Source organism: Sphingobacterium phlebotomi (assembly GCF_008180195.1).
Classification (GTDB): domain Bacteria; phylum Bacteroidota; class Bacteroidia; order Sphingobacteriales; family Sphingobacteriaceae; genus Sphingobacterium; species Sphingobacterium phlebotomi.
This window is the reverse complement of sequence record NZ_VTAV01000003.1, coordinates 139146-156632: the sequence shown is the minus strand read 5'-3', so window position 1 is coordinate 156632 and position 17487 is coordinate 139146. Positions and strand designations below refer to the sequence as shown.

Annotated in this window: 13 protein-coding genes; 8 read left to right on the top strand and 5 right to left on the bottom strand. The window is 44.4% G+C overall.

Going from position 1 to position 17487, the window contains the following annotated elements:
- Positions 1–2: 2 nt before the first annotated feature.
- A complete protein-coding gene (locus FXV77_RS06975; protein ID WP_187444045.1) occupies positions 3–3203 on the bottom strand; it encodes a SusC/RagA family TonB-linked outer membrane protein in 3201 nt (1066 codons plus the stop codon).
- The gene (locus tag FXV77_RS06970; protein ID WP_187444044.1) at positions 3196–3747 is read right to left on the bottom strand and encodes a TlpA family protein disulfide reductase; all 552 of its coding nucleotides are present in this window, start codon (positions 3745–3747) and stop codon (positions 3196–3198) included. Before FXV77_RS06970 ends, FXV77_RS06975 begins: the two co-directional genes overlap by 8 nt.
- Before the next feature lie 954 nt (positions 3748–4701).
- On the opposite strand from FXV77_RS06970, the gene FXV77_RS06965 reads away from it, so the two are divergent.
- Positions 4702–5163: a helix-turn-helix domain-containing protein gene (locus tag FXV77_RS06965; RefSeq protein WP_148918500.1), complete on the top strand. Its 462-nt coding sequence runs from the start codon at positions 4702–4704 to the stop codon at positions 5161–5163.
- A gap of 143 nt (positions 5164–5306) precedes the next feature.
- Here FXV77_RS06965 and FXV77_RS06960 read toward each other — a convergent pair whose 3' ends face one another.
- Positions 5307–6239, bottom strand: coding sequence for an RpnC/YadD family protein (locus FXV77_RS06960; protein ID WP_148918499.1), 933 nt, complete (start codon positions 6237–6239; stop codon positions 5307–5309).
- Between the two features lie 340 nt (positions 6240–6579).
- On the opposite strand from FXV77_RS06960, the gene FXV77_RS22035 reads away from it, so the two are divergent.
- From FXV77_RS22035 to FXV77_RS06950, 3 genes are all read left to right on the top strand, one after another.
- Complete coding sequence (locus FXV77_RS22035; protein WP_187444043.1) at positions 6580–6726, top strand: hypothetical protein; 147 nt, start codon at positions 6580–6582, stop codon at positions 6724–6726.
- 202 nt (positions 6727–6928) lie between these two features.
- Positions 6929–7309, top strand: coding sequence for an AlbA family DNA-binding domain-containing protein (locus FXV77_RS06955; protein WP_148918498.1), 381 nt, complete (start codon positions 6929–6931; stop codon positions 7307–7309).
- A complete protein-coding gene (locus FXV77_RS06950; RefSeq protein ID WP_148918497.1) occupies positions 7291–7752 on the top strand; it encodes a hypothetical protein in 462 nt (153 codons plus the stop codon). The genes FXV77_RS06955 and FXV77_RS06950 overlap by 19 nt, the downstream gene beginning before the upstream one ends.
- A 31-nt stretch (positions 7753–7783) precedes the next feature.
- Here the strand turns inward: FXV77_RS06950 and istB are convergent, their stop codons facing one another.
- Together istB and istA are read right to left on the bottom strand one after the other, a co-directional pair.
- The gene (gene istB / locus FXV77_RS06945) at positions 7784–8521 is read right to left on the bottom strand and encodes an IS21-like element helper ATPase IstB (RefSeq protein ID WP_148918496.1); all 738 of its coding nucleotides are present in this window, start codon (positions 8519–8521) and stop codon (positions 7784–7786) included.
- Positions 8522–8543: 22 nt separating this feature from the next.
- On the bottom strand, positions 8544–10112 hold the full coding sequence (gene istA, locus FXV77_RS06940; RefSeq protein WP_246162322.1) for an IS21 family transposase: 1569 nt from the start codon (positions 10110–10112) through the stop codon (positions 8544–8546).
- A 529-nt stretch (positions 10113–10641) separates the two neighbouring features.
- Between istA and FXV77_RS06935 the strand changes: the two genes are divergently transcribed.
- From FXV77_RS06935 to FXV77_RS06920, 4 genes are all read left to right on the top strand, one after another.
- Entirely contained in the window at positions 10642–11235 is a 594-nt protein-coding gene (locus FXV77_RS06935) for an RNA polymerase sigma factor (protein ID WP_148918495.1), read from the top strand.
- A gap of 64 nt (positions 11236–11299) precedes the next feature.
- Entirely contained in the window at positions 11300–12490 is a 1191-nt protein-coding gene (locus tag FXV77_RS06930) for a FecR family protein (RefSeq protein ID WP_148918494.1), read from the top strand.
- A 192-nt stretch (positions 12491–12682) separates the two neighbouring features.
- Entirely contained in the window at positions 12683–16024 is a 3342-nt protein-coding gene (locus FXV77_RS06925) for a SusC/RagA family TonB-linked outer membrane protein (RefSeq protein WP_187444042.1), read from the top strand.
- Between the two features lie 14 nt (positions 16025–16038).
- Entirely contained in the window at positions 16039–17478 is a 1440-nt protein-coding gene (locus FXV77_RS06920; protein WP_148918492.1) for a SusD/RagB family nutrient-binding outer membrane lipoprotein, read from the top strand.
- Positions 17479–17487 lie beyond the last annotated feature (9 nt).

Here is a 17487-nt window from a genome sequence, read left to right as displayed (position 1 = left end):
TCCTAATTTAAAGTTATACGTGCACCCACTGTGTAGATCGTGGGGCGGGGTGTCCCGTATAGGCTACGCCCCACATCGGGATCGAGATTCTTTTTGTTAGCTCGCCATAACAATCCAAGATCTGATACATTCGTATAAAACTCAAGATTCGTTACTCTACTCGATCCCTTTCGATTCTGAATTTTTGGTCGATAGGCGAAATAAACATAATTAAAACGAATGTGATCCCCTTTTTCGACCGTAACCTCCGAACCTCTAAAAAAGGAATCTCTGTTTGTACTTGGGTTAGGATAGATCATGGATGGGATATTCGTTGTTTTCTCATCGCCCGGTGTCCGCCAACGGTTTTCAAAATCTGAATGCCCTGTATAACGCGTGAATAAAGCTCCGTAATCAATGGTGCTTCTTCTAAAATAGTACCCCATGTTATACGTAAGCCTAACAGATAAAGAAAACTGCCCGATGTCAAATGTGTTCCCTATAGATCCGAAAGAGGTTGGCAAAACAGCTCCATGGGACCGCAGGTTTTCCAGCTGTGTACCACTTCCAACCAATCTTGTGTAATCCTTACTGATCTCGCCATCCAGCCATCCCTGGGGATCGCCCGTTTCCGGATCGAGACCGGCCCATTGATAGGAATACATACTATAGACAGGATCTCCTTCAACACCGGAAATAGTCGACGCACCGACAAATACATTTGCATTCCTATTGGCCAGATAATAATCTTGTACCTCATCCCTGTTGTAATTGATATTCAGTTCAGCACGCCATCTAAATAAACCTGTTTCGATAGCCGTGCCATTTAAATGGAGGTCGACACCTTTTGCTGTCATTTTAGCCACATTCTTCACCAAAGTTTCCGATACACCAGCCGTTATATCCATCTGTTCCAAACCAAAAAGATCAAAAGCATTTTTTCGATAATATTCCAGTGAACCCGAAAGCCGCTTATCCTTGGAAGCAAAATCCAGCCCGACGTTCGTCATGGCTACCGTTTCCCATTTAAGCTCCGGATTAGCATAATTATTCGGCCTCGCGATAGCTGCTCCCGGCACGGTTAGACTCGTACCCATATACCGGATAGTCGTTACCGCGCTCATGGCGGGGTCGATATTACCACTATGCCCGTATGTCGCCCTCAGTCGGACATAGTCAAGATAGCCGGAAGGGAAAAAGGATTCTCTGCTCATTTCCCAGCTGCCGCCAACAGACCATAGCATGTTCCATTTACTGTTCACCGAAACACCGAAAAGATTAGAAGCGTCACGCCTGGCACTGGCAGAAAGTATGTATTTTTTCCTGTACTCAAAGCTACCATTAACATATGCGGATACGTAGCGTGCGGTTCTATCGGCAAAACCCTGTGCCTGTGGGATGAACATCCACTGGCCTGTTACGAAATCTTCATACTGTACCCTATAGTCAACAGGACTAAAGGAGAGAATCTCATCGTGATAACCATACGTCCGATAATAGTTATTCCTAGTGTTCGCATCCCGGGCCTCAAACCCTCCAAGCATGTTTATTTCACTGTCTCCCCAGTTCTCATTATAACCCAACTGTGCCCTTAAACTATGGCTATTTAACCTGGTATGAGAAAGGTCCAGAATTCCTCCTAGGGGGATATGGCGTACCGGATTACCGTTTTCGAGTGATGTATATTTGTTAATCAGATCCCTCGTAAAATAACTATCCATTGTATTATGCAGTCTCCCGTCACCTGATTGACTTTCATATTGATATTTAAGCCCCAAGTTAAGGCCGCGCCATATTTTCCAATCGATCCCTGTATGGAGTAGGATATCGTTGGTTGATGTGGTAGTTACCCTATTTTTGTAATCCTCCAACGGATAGTATCTCCATGGAAGCAGACCCAATTGCTCCACCTCATCCATATACTGACCTCGACGCTGCTCGATATCCAGATTCCTTCCATTCCCATCCCTCAAGGATGCGTAAGGATAAAGATCGTAACCCGCAAACAATACATCACCATATCCTTGACGCCCCGAGGTACTATTGCGTCTCGTGTATTGAATGTCCGCCTGCAGTTCAACAGACGGAAGCAGCTTGATGGTATTCGACAAACGCATGCTCAAACGATCATTTTTGCTTGAAAGCGTAGAATTGGTGCGGTCATATCCCAGCGTCCCTCGCCAAGCATGCTTACCGCTTCCCCCTGTCAGCCCGGCCTGCATCTGGGTTTCAAAAGAAGGGTTATAAACATATCGATCAAAATCATTTCGGATATCTTTCTCCCCATACCGCTGGATTTCCTCCTGATATCTACGCTCGTCGATCTCGCCATTTTCCCTCTTTATTAATAGTTCCACCACCGGACTCAATCCGGATTTTGCAACACCGTCTATCCGGCTCTGATAATGTCCATTACCGAAAAGCATCTCCTCAACACCTATGAAACTCGCCGAATTCATTTGCGGGATGTAACGGAGATCTGGTTTTGAACCGATCCTTGTTCCGACACTTGCGTTGATGGAAATAGGTTTCTCGAACGTCCCCTTTTTTGTTGTGATCACGATGACACCGTTGCCAGCCCTTGCTCCCCAGATGGAAGATGCAGCCGCATCTTTCAGTACAACTATATCTTTTACATCTTGCGGATTTATATTTTCTATATCGCCTTCGTAGGGAAAATTGTCAACGACGATTAGCGGAGCTCTTTCTCCGCGGATAGTACTTAATCCTCTCACCATGAGCTTTCCCTCAGGACCGGTCCCCCGATCTACCGACACCCCGTTTGCTACTGCGGGCAATCTGTCCAAAATATTCATGCCGACCTGTTGTTCAAGCTTTTCGCTATCAACGATAGAAAATGACCCTGTCGCCCGCTCTTTGGGTAGCGTTTGGTAACCTGTGCTTACATACACTTGTTCGATGTATCTCTCGGCCGGTTGCAATTCAATCATAATCGATGGGGACTCTAAATCCAACAACATGACGGTGTCCCGATATCCAATATGGCTGAATCGGGCTCTATTTGATTTGATATCTGCCGTCACATAAAAAGCGCCCGTTTTATCCGTTCGGCCACGAACATTGTCCTCCATAAAGTGGATACTGACATTCTCAATAGGTTCTCTTGTCTCGGAATTTGTAACCCTGACAACAGATTGGGCTCGTACTATATGACCTGTACATAGTACAAGCCATATCCATATAACAATTTGCTTTCTATTCATTTCCTGATTTATATGATGAAAGAACTCCTTCGATGTGCCCATCTGTCACGCTCTGGCGCCCCGTATGGGCAATGAAATGCCCGCTCGGGCTTATCCACATATAGGCGGGATAGCCTTTAAATAGAAAGAGGTTGGAGATATAGTTGTCAGCGAAGACGGAAGAAAGGGACTTCAGACCCAAATTTCTTAATCTCGTGTGATGTGTGGTCGAGATTTTCTCAAAATTATCCTTGGTCGATTGTGGGCTCACTAATAGGAAATCGATCTTTCCATTATATCGATCAGAGAGATGATGGTTATCTTTCATCTGATACCAACATATAGCACACCATGTTGCCCAAAAGTCTACGATCAGTAGCTTACCTCTATATTCTTCCAGCGTCTTTCGTACAGTATCACCATCGACATAAAACAGGTGCTCTCGCGTCCAAAATTCTTCCGGCACTTTTTGACCGACTAATAAAGGCTTAATTTCGGTTTGCCCTTCGGCAGCCTCCCCGTTCTCGGGAGACTGCGCCTGGGCTGTTGATAGATTAAACAACATGAAACATAAGGTCATTGAAAAACATACTGGTAGCGCGAAGCTGAACAACGTTCGGCTCCGGATATAGCTGGATTTGAAAAGGCAATACCTCTCCCTATTGCATAATTTCTGCATTCTTTTAAGTGTTAGGCAAAACGGTTGAAAACTATGGGAGCAAGATTCTGCAGTTATCCCACTGTCCTAGCTTTTACCGCATCGCGGTTAGTAAATAAGGTGAAAAAGAATACGCTAGAGATGGTCTTCATAATCCTTCGATAATCGGTTCTGCATGGCGTATCCCTAAATCGGCTTTATCAAAACCGACCACTATTTGTTGTGTTACAACAATCAAATGCATCCTTGATTATGGAATTAGGCAAAATATATCTACATTTAAAGTGCGAATTTCAAAGATAGACTGACCATTTGCCAAAATCCGGTTAGGGGCTTTTGATGGTGGTCGGTAAAGGTGGGAAGGCGTTACCTTGAGCAATGTTTTGTGCTACCGGGCATTGCTATTTAGCACACCGCTCCCACCATGTCTTTAGATTCGCTACTCCGGCGATCGGATTATATTTTTAAAAAGCAGTTTTCGGCTAAGGTGAGGTTTATGCTCTCCTACGGAGTTTGGTGCTTTGTTTTCGGTTTTAAACTCTTTTCTTTTCATAATCATATATCAATGTGGTTAAGAAATAAGAGTCTGATGGAGAAGAAAGGAGGTCTCTAAAAAGGAAAGGCTCCTACCTTCAACCGTCAACACGGAACCAGCAAGGACCGACACGGTATCCAGTAGGAGCCTTTCCCACATTTTGCAAATATACAAAATAGGGATAAATAGCTCCTAAAGGTCTCGCGTCGTAAAAATTTGCTGGTTTTTGTTGACGAGACTCAAGCCAATTAATGGCTCTGAGACAAATATATGAATTAAATCAACGATTTGAAAATATTTACACAAATAATTGAAAAATAATATTGATGGGTCATTACACGAAGTTGGGCAGATATTTGGTGAGGAATAAAATAAATCAGAAGTATATTGTCGAAAATACTGGTTTTTCTGCTGAAAAAGTTAGTAACTACTATATTGAGGATAGAACATTGGTTTACGCTGACGAGTTTTATAAAATAATAAAATGCACATCGCTTGATTTTGATGATTCTTGTGCGGAGATTTTTAAAGATATTGATATTACCAATTACGAAAGCAAGTGGCAATCGGAGTTGGGAATTTTTCTATTCGGATATTTTAAGCCCCTTAGCTATCTTCAGGAGAAAACGGGGATTGATGGTGTTCGTCTTAACAAGTTGCTAACAGATAAAAAGAAGAGACCTTATGCCGCAGAATTATATCTAATTGCAAAAGCACTAAACCTAAAACCCAGCCAACTTTTCGACTACTTCTACGGTGATGGCGAGCGTCCGGTGGTTGGAGCTTAGAAGGAAATTTTACGCCGCTTCTGACGATATGTTAATCATACAAAGCGACCGGAGGGAGCGCACCGAAGCTAATCAAAGTTCAAACAAAAAAGACGCCTTCTTTATCGGAAAGCGCCTGTTTTATATAATGCACTTAAAAATAGCTATCTCAGTTTCTCGATTTCTTTGGCGGATAGACCCAAAATGTCGGAGATCATTTCGACATCAAAGCCACTTCTCAGCATCTTTCTAGCAGAATTTTGCTTTTCCGTTAACTTTTCAGCCTCGGCTTTGGCACGTTCTTCCTGTTTGCCTCTCTCCAAGCCCTGCTTCTTTGCTTTGTCCAATAAATATTCTCTTGTTCCCATGATATTACTCCTACCTAATTTTGTTTCAACCTCTTTCTCAAAGTTATAGAAATTTTCTGGATTCTGAAAACTAACATAATATGTTAAAAAGTCGTATATGCCCTGACGCGTCTTTTTGTCCATTTTACGCTTCATCATCTCCTCATAAAGGTCATGCTTCATTTCTTTCAGCTCTTCATCCGTCAAATTCCTATGCACAATAGCAAGCAATGCCGTAAGCACCACCACGGCGAACGGATTCGTATTGCTCCGCAATGCCGACTCATCTTGATCTAGAATCTTATAGCTGTTGAAAGAATAACGAAGACTAGTACCCATAAACTCCTGAATATACAATGTAGGACGGTAATTCCGGTTACCATCGGCCAGAATCGCTATGGCTGTTACAGGTACTTTATAGCGGTCAGAAATTTTGTAAAAATATCGGAACATCCGTTCGGCAAGGTCGCCCTTGCCTTTACTGGACTGTACCTCAACGTGGCACAGCACAAACTGCGCGCCTCCATTTTTGAGAAATACCTTGACCAGCTTGTCCACATAGCGCACGCCTTTGCCATTGGGCGCCGGAGGAAACAAACTTTCAAATTCCTTGTCCAGATAGTCAAACGGTTTGCTTAGGTCAAAGACATTTTCCGCGTCTGGAAAGATGAACTTCAAAAAATGGGAAAAGGTCTGCTCCAAAATTGATTTCCATAGCGGATCGTCGATACGCCTTGATGAATTTGCCATAATTCTGTTATTTTATGATTAGAAACCAAAGATAACAAACAATACTTAATTAAGCTAATTATTTTAGCAAATATCAGGGAAATCCTTACGGAATTTTATTGATATTAACAATTACGAAAGGAAGTGGCAAAATCTAAAACCCAGCCAACTTTTCGAGTACTTTTATAGCGATGGCGAGCGTCCGGTAGTAGGCGTTTAGTGATAAAAAGTATCTTTTTCGCCTCAAAACTTGCATCTTTAAAAAAATTTCACGACATTAGGAATTCATAATTCAGTTAGAAGCCTGCAGAGCGCCCGTAATGCGGGCTTCTTCGTTTTTGGAAGCTTAAAATTATTAGCTATGCAGAATAAACTAACCCGCCTACAGGCTAGGCTAGAACAATTCAAGGTAGAACGCGAAAAACAGGATCAACCGAATTCTAACGATCAAAAATATTACACTACAGAAGCAGGCAAGAAAGTCTTGCAGTTGGGGGGAGGAGAGTAAAAAAATATCTTTACAGACAGTTAATTCTATAAAATGACAGCTATAGCAGAGTAGGATTAAGGCCTCTTCCACATTGAAATAAGAGCGAAAGAACGGCTAGCAATGACAAATCGAGAGAACGAAAGAGGAAATTTAAGGGGAGGGGGATGATATTGAGCAGTATCATAGAAAACAAGAAGACAACCAATTAGAGTTAAAAAAAATGAAAAACTGGGTTAATAAGGCTATTACATATCTAGATAAATCTTTGGGTAAAGTTGCTTTAGAATTGAACGAAATAGATTGGAAAGCAAGCTTATCTCCAAAAAACGACAAATTATGCCAACATATATCTTCTTTTTCAAATCTTCCGGGGGGTGGTTTTTTAGTATTTGGGGTTAATGATAAGACTGGCGAACTCATCGGTATAGATAGGATTAAGGCTACAGAAATTGTAGACAAACTTTCCTCTTTATGTAGAGATGGAGTAAGCCCTCTTGTACGGATAGATCACAGTATCGAGACGTATAAGGAACAATCATTACTCTTCATTCATATTTATGAGAGTGCAATTAAACTGTGCACTTGGCAAATAAAACCATAGAAGACACCTTTATTAGAAGTGGAGGTACAACTCGGAAAGCATCGTGTCAGGAAGTTGGTGCTCTAATGTTAAATAGTAAATCTCCCCCTTGGGAAGAGCTGCACGCATCAAAACTTCTCAATGATATTGAAGTAATTACATTACTAGAATATGACAAAATTCTAGAGCTTCTAGGAAGGCCGGTCCCTGGTGATCTTAAAGAAATCCTAAAATGGCTGGAGGATGAAAAAATGATCATAGATGTAGATGGTAAGGGGTATTACATAACCAACTTTGGAGCCATATCTGCTGCTAAGGACTTATCTAAATTTGATGGTCTTGCCCGTAAAGCAATTAGGATAATCAAATATGAAGGCAAAAACAAAGCGGGCGCCAGTAAAGAATATCCGTGGATATTTCGGAGGGACCATGCCAGCGATTTCGGTCAAACCGTGCCACTATAAAAGACCATACAATTATATAAAAAAGTTATTATTATTCCTGTTTCAATATTCCTTTTCTGAGCGATTGGCCCTTAAGGTCTATGCGGTGTGAAGAGTTGACGATCCGATCCAATATGGCATCGGCAATCGTTCCTTCTCCACCGATAACTTCGTACCAGGCCGATACGGGGATCTGAGAGGATATTATCGTTGATCTTTTAGCATGTCGGTCGTCTATAATGTCCATCAATGTTTCCCGATCCTGGGTATCGAACGCCTGCAGGCCAAAGTCATCAAGAATAAGCAGGTCCACTTTTGTCAGTTTCTCCAGCTCCTTGAGGTAAGTTCCGTCTACTTTGCTCAACCTAAGTTTTTTAAAGATCCTTGCAGTAACGGCATATAACGTCCTTGTCCCCGTCATACATGCCTGATGCCCCAATGCCTGGCAGAGGTAACTCTTTCCTGTACCGGAAGCCCCGCATACAATGATATTCTCCTTCCGGGAGATAAAGTCAAGGGTAGCGAGCCTGGCGAACATATTCCGGTCCAGATTTCTATCGCCTGAGTAACTGATGTCCGCAACGCTGGCATTCTGCCTGAAGGCAGCCTGTTTCAGCAGGCGGTCAATCTTTGCGTTTTCCCTGTCTTCCCATTGGTGGTCGGTCAGTAGGGAGAGGTATTCATCACATGTCATCTCCCCAAACCTGTTCTGCTGGACATGTTCCAGATGTAAGCGAGCCATCGCACCCAGGCGAAGGCTCCGCAGTTTTTCAATTGTCTGATTGTTCATTTTTATTTTTTATCTGTTATTGTCATTCATAAGCGGAGGCGCCGCGTATATTGTCATGGTAAGGAATATGGGGTACACCCTGTTCCGGCTGTGGCACCCTGTCCATATTATTTTTCAGGATGTTCTTTATGCGCGTGTACGAACAGGCATCCGTATCCAGTGCCCTTTTGCAGGCATCGTTGAGCCGCTGGGATCCGTAGGCGCGGTATAGCTGGATGACCCCCAGCGCACGTTTGTAGCCGATCTCGGGGTAGTCCTGTGATGCCAGTATCTTTTCTACGCATCCCACCACATGTTCGCCGTGCCGCGCAGCTTTTCTTTTGAAGAACTCCGGGTTCCAATCGGCGTAGAAGCGATGTGTGCTGGCCAGATGGTCCTTCTGGGTGGTATAGCTTCCCCGGACAGGGTTACGCGGGTGCAGCGCTATCCTTTGGTGGTTATGGAATACCTCGATCCTGCCCGCTGTGTAATGGATCAGCGTCTCCTTGCCCTTATACCGGTGGGGAACGCTGTAATAGCTCTTGTCCGGCGAAAAATAGACATAGCCCATCTTCTGTACTTTCGCCCTCCTATAGTCCTTCAGCTCATAAGGTGTACCGGGCAACGGTTTGAGATACTGCCGCTCGATCGACTGGTAAAGTTCAGTCCGGCTGGACTCCTTCCGCTGCAGCAGCAGGTTATTATATCCCTGTAGCAGTATGCCGATTTCCCTGTTGAGGTCTTCCAGCGAAAAGAAGACCATCTCCCGCAGGGGATAGTAGATACGTTGATAGGCCAGATGTACGGCATTCTCCACCAGGGCCTTATCCTGTGGGGAATATCCCCGTGTGGGGCTGATCACACAGTTGTAGTGGCGGGCAAAGTCCTTGAAGCTTCTGTTGATATCCGCTTCGTATCTGCTGGCCCTGTTGACCGCAGACTTCAGGTTGTCCGAAACGATCGCTTTGGGAACGCCCCCGTAAAAGTGCAGCGCATCTGCGCAGCACGCAATCAGCTCGGCCCGGTTCTGGCTCATGCAGGCCTTCACATAGGTGTAATGGCTACAGGGAAGGATCGCTACGAATACCTCCACAGGGGTAAGTGCCCCCGTTTCCCTGTCGGTAATATGGAGCTTCTTGCCGGCAAAATCAATGAACATCTCATCGCCGGCAACGTGATCGAGTTTCATCGAGCCTTTTTCGCGCGGATATTTACGGCGGTAGTGTTCCAGGAACTGTGTATAACTGTACGGTTCCCGGGCCTGGGCTACGTATTGCTGGTAATGGTGCAGGAATGTGAAGCCGGGATGGTCCCGCGATCTGTTCACCCCTTCGAAGTAAAGCATCAGTTCGTTGTGCCGTGCCGTATCCACGGTCGTATGCGAGGAAAACAGTTCGGATAGCCCTGCTGTATCCATGGCAAGCAGTTCTTCCAGCGAATAATCACATGCTGCGAACAGCTGCATATAATTGTTTACCGTATTACGGGAGATCCCAAGCGTCGAGCCTATCTTTCGGTTGCTCGCTCCGTCTAAGTGTAATGTAATTATTTGTTTTAAGTCCATCGGATCAAGGATATGGGCAATGTCGCTATATTTTTTTTCAAGCGGCAAGGTAGTTTCTTGATCTCTTATAGTGGCACAAATCGAAACGTAATCATTTACTTAAAACCACTGTTCTGCAAAAGACCTGATTGATATTGGCACCATTCGAACCGTAACGGTAACCATAAATATCAAACTAAAATGGCATCTTTTGAACCGTAACAGCTGGCATCATCTGACCGAAATGACTGGCACAAATCGAACCGTAGTATCCAGCGACAATTGTTGGTAAACGTGGTCTAGCTGTATCTTATCTACTAGGGTTACACGGTATTTATCGGTAAATTAGGTAACAGAGAGATTGATTTCATGGGTGGGCATAATGGAGCGAAGGTCTGGTGCCGGACCTGTTTAATACTTATGTATGAAGAAAACGTATTTTTTTGCATTTTTAAAAAAATATTGTTACAATTACTACTTGATAAGATCCAAAAGATCCATTCAACCGATTCCGGCCTTGATTTGAACATGTCATAGCTTAAGAAAATGATGACAAAAACATAATAACCATTTTATATGCAGTCAATAGTTTCGCGGCATGAAGAGTAACAAAGAAAACTTAGAATATAGCTCCTGGATTAATCGTCTAAATGCGGGTGACGTTGCTGCTCTTGAATGGCTGTACAACTCGTTCAAATATCAGCTTGCCAAAAAACTGCTTCGCCTATTGAAATCACCCGATATAGTAGAGGACATACTTCACGATATATTTGTCAAATTATGGGATAACCGTACGAAGATCGATGCCAATCGTTCGCTTGAAGGTTATATGCACCGTATTGCAGCCAATAGTGTGGCGGATTTTTATCGGCAGATCAGTAACGACCAAAATTATAGACAATACCTTGTCACCTTAAAACAAACAGATTACTCGCACATTGAAGAGGCTTTGGAAAACAAACATCAGCGAGAATTAATAGATAAAGCACTCGCGGACCTGCCTCCTAAATGCAGAACGGTATTCGAACTATGCAAAATGGAGGGTCGCAGCTATGAAGAAGTAGCTGATTTGCTCCATATTTCCCCCAACACCATCAGTAATCACCTGGCGAGAGCCAACAAGAAAATTCAGCTATTCCTACAAAATCCGGCAAATCTTACCTATTTTATCCTTCTTTCTATGGCCGGATAAAAAAAAAATCATTTTCCTGTAGTGACTTTTTGCGATGAAACCGTAATACCTATAAAAGCACAAATTGGAAAAGACAAACATACATCAGCTCTTTAAAAAATTCGTCGACAATCGTTGCACTGAACACGAGATTGACCGTCTCATGGTATATTTCGGTCATCCGTCCAGCTATGCCCAGCTCCGAAAAATGATCGAACAGGAACTTGCTGTACTGTCCGACTCTTCATCATCCCGGTCTATCGATAAAATTGTCCATAAGGTCGATCGCCGTATGTCCAGCACCTTTGAAGCCCTGCGGAATGAAGAGAAAAAAAAGAAGAGAAACCTACACATAATACGTTGGAGTGCGGCCGCTGCATGCTTACTATTCGCGAGCATTGCCTTCTGGCAAAACGCAGAAAAGCAATCACCTCTTCCACTCGTAGCGCAGGGAATACCGGATTCCACAGGAGAAATTCTTCCTGGAAAAGAACAAGCGCGACTAACCCTATATAACGGCGAGCAATATGAATTCGGCAACAGCGATGATCCGATACAGGGCAAAGACAATACTATACTCCGTTACGTGGATGGAAAACTAGTTTACTGCGAAAGCAACGAAGATGAAGCCTTACAATGGAACGTATTGGATGTACCCAAAGCGGGAACATTCGCGATGCAACTACCCGATAGCAGCAAAGTATGGCTTAATGCCAATTCCAAACTTTATTTTCCAAACCGGTTCCCGAAAAACGAGCGTTCTGTAAAAATAGAAGGAGAAGTATTTTTCGAGGTAAGACCAGATAAAAAAAGACCGTTCAAGGTGCAAACCGGTGATCTCCATATTTCCGTTTTGGGAACATCTTTCAATGTGCGCGCATATCAACCAGCCCATATAGCTACGACTTTAGTAGAAGGCCGCGTACAACTTGATTATCAGGGGCAAACGCTGACGATGAGCCCCGGAGAGAACGTTTTTATTGCCTCCGACGGCAGATTGAAGCTGCGCCGTATAGATATAGAAAGTGCAACGGCGTGGAAAGAAGGATACTTCTATTTCAAGGACGAAACACTAGCAAAAATATTACAAGACGTAGTTAATTGGTATGATCTCACGATCAGCATTGGCGGTACACTTCCTGATACGCGATATAGTGGGAGTATCGACCGAAATAGCAATCTAAGCGGTGTACTCAACATGCTTTCTGCAGTTGCAGGCCTTGACTTCGAACGTAATGGAAACCACCTGACTGTTAAACTAAAAAACAATAGATAAAATGACAAAGACAAAGATATAACGCCAAAATGAAAAGCGAAGGTGGTGGAAACACCTCCGCTCCAAGATTAAACAAAGCTGTTAAAAAAATTAAACAACCCTATTTTCAAAGTTATGAAATATTACTGTGATCGTAAAAAAAATAAGCGACGCTGTCACTACAGTCAAGTCAATCAATTAATGCTGCGAAAAATGAAATTAACCGCCATATTCCTGCTGTTGTTTGCCATAGGTCTTCAAGCCAAAACCGTTGGGCAACAAATTAGTCTGTCCGTTAGGCGAGCTCCATTGGAAACGGTATTCAAGCAAATAAGCAAACAAACGAATTACAAATTTTTCTACGCTAACGATTTGGTAAAAAGTGTACCCCCTGTAGATATTGACGTAAAAGATATTTCATTGGAGGAAACGTTAGCGCGAATACTAACTCCTCGAGGAATGGCCTACAAGAAAATGGCCAGAACCATTACGGTTATTCCGGCTGCAACACAATTACAAGTTCAGGGCAGTGTACATGATGAAGACGGTCCCCTTGCCGGTGTCAGCGTATACTTAAAGAGCGACAAAAATATCGCTACCCAAACGGATGACCAAGGGCGTTTCTCCCTTGCCGTTCCTGCAAATTCCGTGTTGGTGTTTACATTTCTAGGTTACGAGACTCAGGAAATACCAACGACCACAACGGGTATGCAAGTCAGGTTGAGCCGAATAAGCAGCGCGATGGAAGAGGTCGTCGTGACTGCTCTGGGCATCAATAAAGAAAAGCGAAAAATCGCCTACGCTGCTCAAGATGTCCAGGGCGAAAGCCTCACTACTACGCGAGAAGCCAATGTTGCATCAAGCTTAGTAGGAAAGGTCGCCGGCCTCTCCGTGAGAACAAAAAGTACGCTATTTGAAAACCCCGAAATCAGTTTGCGTGGTGGTACGGCAACAATAGTTATCGACGGCGTACCCGCACCCGATGGTTTCGATATGTGGAGCCTAAATGCCGACGACATCGAGCATATAACCGTTTTGAAAGGCACGGCTTCATCGGCCCTCTATGGCTCGGTGGCACAAAATGGCGCCATAATGATCACTACTAAAAAAGGAAGGAAAGGACAAGCAGGCATAGAGCTCAACTACAATTCAAGCACAGAATTTCAAGCGGGCTTCTTACGCATTCCCGAAACACAGAAGCAATATGGAATGGGGTTCAACGGGCAGTATGCTTTTGTCGACGGTAAAGGAGGCGGCATCAATGATGCATATGGCTATGTCTGGGGTCCCAAACTTGACCAACTGGATCCAACGACCGGCAGCGGCTACACCGAAATCACGCAATATAACAGCCCGGAAGACCCTCAAACCAACGAATTGGTAGCCCTCCCTTGGATCAGCCGCGGTAAGGACAACCTGAACAATTTCCTCGATAAGGGACTTATTACGACACACAACGTTAGCCTCGCCGGATCGACGGAAAAATCCGACTATCGAATGTCTGTATCCCATATTTATCAAAAAGGCCAAGTACCCAACACCAAACTCAATTCGACCACAGTCAGCCTGGCGGGCAAGCTCCGATTGAACGATAAGCTTAGCGCGGAGGCGACCCTTTCATACAACAAACAATACTCACCTAATTACCCTAACAGCGAATATTCCCCAGACAACTACTTCTACAACATCGTTTTGTGGATGGGCCCGGATGTGGACATTCGCGACATGCGCCAATATTGGAAAGCTGGCCGTGAAGGCTTAGAGCAGCTAACGTACAATTACAGTTGGTACAATAATCCGTGGTTTTTGGCCTACGAAAAAGAAAGGCTATACAACAACGACGTTATCGTGTCGCAAGGTAACCTCAACTACACCTTCCATGACGACTTGAAACTACTCGTCCGGGGAGGGATCACGAGTAATTTTGCAAACAGCGAAAGCCGTACCCCATATAGTTATATCAACTACGGAACGGATGCAGCTCCTTATGGTAACTATAGTGTATCTCGCAATAATCGCATGCGTTTCATCAGCGACGCCTTGCTGACCTACGATAAACAAGTCTCGCAGGATTTTAGTCTTACTGCAAGTGTTGGAGCGAGTGCTCGCCTCGACCACTATAATAGTTTGGAATCTCAGACAACGGGAGGTCTTTCTGTTCCTGAGTGGTACAATCTGGACAATTCCCGAGACCCGGTCCGTTCCAGCAATAGCCGTACAGAAAAGCAGGTTTATGGATTGTACGGATACGTAGACTTAGGTTTCCGGAACATGGCAACATTAAGCTTGACAGGTAGAAATGATTGGACCTCGGCTCTACAAGCACCTCATAATTCCTATTTTTACCCTTCCGCATCATTAAGTGTCATTCTATCCGAAATCTTTCATTTTCCAAAAGCCATCTCGTTTTTCAAGCTTCGGGGTGCGGTTACCGATGCCACCACCGATATAGCCGCATATAGTGCCCTGTTCTCTTACGAAATCGGTAACCGTTGGAATGGAACACCGTCCCTATACCTACCAGGTACGTTGCGCCAGCCCGGATTGAAACCGAATAAAACCATATCCCAGGAATACGGTGCTGAAATACGCCTATTCCAAAACAAGATTGGTGTCGACTTTACCTACTACAGTTATGACCGTACCAATAATGTCGTCGAAGTACCTTTGTCACAAGCATCTGGTTTCTCCAGCCTGCAACTCAACGGAGACAGATACCGTCGCAAAGGCATAGAGGTCGTGTTGACAGGTACGCCGATACAAACGGCTGACCTTACATGGCATACGACAATTAACTACTCGCGACTACGCAACACAGTACTCGAATATTATGGCGGCGAAGAGCTACGCGGTGGCGTCAAGGTAGGTGAGCGTATGGACATCTACCGTGGATGGGCCTGGCAGAAATCTCCTGATGGGCAAATTATCCATGAAAATGGTATTCCGCAATATATCAACCAAGAAGTGAATTTAGGCTACACCTTGCCAGACTGGGAATTCGGTTTCCTCAACAGCTTCCAATACAAAGACTTTGGACTATCGTTTGCCATCGACGGTCGTATAGGCGGCAAGATGAACAATGGACTGGAAGCAAAAATGTTTGAAGGAGGCATGCATCCCACCACTGCAAGCCACTACCGCGACGAGGCGTATCTCGGTGAGAAAACCTACTTAGCCGGCGGAGTTGTACAGACGGGGGGAGATGTAAGCTACGACGCGCAAGGAAATATCATTAGCGACACACGTACTTTCGAAGCCAACACCACAGCGGTCAATTACATCGATTGGGTTTTTGCCACCTATACCAATGGTATCGACGAATCGGTATTGTATGATCGCACTTTCGTAAAACTCCGAGAACTGACGCTAAGCTACCGCATGCCGGCAAAGCTACTTTCCCGCACCCCCATAAAATCTGCCACGGTGTCGTTAGTAGGCCGCAACCTATTATTGTGGTCAAAAGTTCCTTATATGGATCCTGATGGTTATAGCGGACTACAGATTGCAGAGCCTACCGTGCGCAATATAGGTTTCAATGTCAATTTCCAATTCTAAATCGAGAACATACCATGAAAAAAATAGTTATTATATTGACCATTAGCTTGACCGCACTTATTAGTGGCTGCAAAAAATTTGATTACTACCAAGACAACCCCAACAAGCCTACCAAAGCTACTCCAGCCTTGTTAATGACGTATATTTGTCAAAATATCTTTAACAACAACCCCATCAATGCGGCCTATGCTTCAAGGCACCTGACCTACTACGAACGCCCTAGCGAATCGGTAAACTACAACTGGAACAGAGGCTCCTATGCTGGTTATGATGGTCTGAGACAAGTCCAACAACTACAAGAGCTTAGTGTGGACAACCAAAATCTCCAAGGGATTGCCCATCTGTTCCGAGCCATCTATTTTAGTCAGATGACGGAAACCTTTGGCGATATACCCTACGCGGGCGCCCTGCAGGCAGAAGATGACGGACGCACCCCCTTATACGACAAACAAGAAGATATCTACATCGGCTTGCTACAGGAATTGGAGGACGCGAACAACCTGTTGGATGAAGCGAATGGCCCAGTGGATGGCGATATTGTATTCGGAGGCAATGTAAGCAAATGGAAGAAATTCATCAATGCGTTTCGCCTACGTCTCTTGATCCATCTTTCCAGAAGAGCAGGAGACTCCGCAATTGATGTACAAGAACAATTTCAGCGAATTATCCAAGATCCGACTAAATATCCCTTGATGTCTGGAATCGATGATAATGCGCAACTAGAATTTAATAATTCGGATCCTTCAAATTACTATCCTACCGCAGGACACCTCAGTGTATCGACACTGGTATCGCTCGAAAAGTCGTTTGTAGAAATGTTGCAGCTGCGCAAAGATCCCCGTTTATTTGCTTTCGCAGATCCTATTGCCGGCATGACAGCCGGGGTATTTTCCAACTACAAAGGTGTTGATGCGGGACTCTCACCGGCAGACCAGCAAGCGACCGCGGCACAATCCTCGCTGATTGCCAGACGATACGTAGACCTGCTCAACCCGGTCAATGAACCTATGATATTCTTGAGCTATGCCGAACAGGAATTTCTTATTGCTGAGGCAATACAGCGGGGGTGGATCACAGGCGACAGGAATACGCATTACCAAAACGGCGTACGCGCATCTATGGCCTTTTACCAAATTAATGACGAAGCTGTGGACAGCTATCTTCAAGGAGACGAAGTCGATCTATCCGGCGGTGATGCCTTAACGAAAATATTAACGCAAAAATATATCGCGTTTTACATGAATTCGGGATGGGAGCCATTTTTAGAGCAACGACGTACGGGCGTTCCATCCTTGCGTGTGGGGCCTGGAACACTGAACGGGGGACAAGTTCCTAAACGCTGGCAATACCCTCTTGCCGAATCGCAATACAATGAAGATAATCTGGACGCCGCTATTAAACGCCAGTATCCCGAAGGTGACAATGTAAATGCCACCATGTGGTTGATCAAATAATAAAAACGA

Excerpts from the sequence above, each read along its gene's own strand:
- FXV77_RS06975 (WP_187444045.1), bottom strand. The coding sequence starts at position 3,203 with ATGAATAGAAAGCAAATTGTTATATGGATATGGCTTGTACTATGTACA.
- FXV77_RS06970 (WP_187444044.1), bottom strand. The coding sequence starts at position 3,747 with ATGTTGTTTAATCTATCAACAGCCCAGGCGCAGTCTCCCGAGAACGGG.
- FXV77_RS06965 (WP_148918500.1), top strand. The coding sequence starts at position 4,702 with ATGGGTCATTACACGAAGTTGGGCAGATATTTGGTGAGGAATAAAATA.
- FXV77_RS06960 (WP_148918499.1), bottom strand. The coding sequence starts at position 6,239 with ATGGCAAATTCATCAAGGCGTATCGACGATCCGCTATGGAAATCAATT.
- FXV77_RS22035 (WP_187444043.1), top strand. The coding sequence starts at position 6,580 with ATGCAGAATAAACTAACCCGCCTACAGGCTAGGCTAGAACAATTCAAG.
- FXV77_RS06955 (WP_148918498.1), top strand. The coding sequence starts at position 6,929 with ATGAAAAACTGGGTTAATAAGGCTATTACATATCTAGATAAATCTTTG.
- istB (WP_148918496.1), bottom strand. The coding sequence starts at position 8,521 with ATGAACAATCAGACAATTGAAAAACTGCGGAGCCTTCGCCTGGGTGCG.
- FXV77_RS06935 (WP_148918495.1), top strand. The coding sequence starts at position 10,642 with ATGAAGAGTAACAAAGAAAACTTAGAATATAGCTCCTGGATTAATCGT.
- FXV77_RS06925 (WP_187444042.1), top strand. The coding sequence starts at position 12,683 with ATGAAATTAACCGCCATATTCCTGCTGTTGTTTGCCATAGGTCTTCAA.
- FXV77_RS06920 (WP_148918492.1), top strand. The coding sequence starts at position 16,039 with ATGAAAAAAATAGTTATTATATTGACCATTAGCTTGACCGCACTTATT.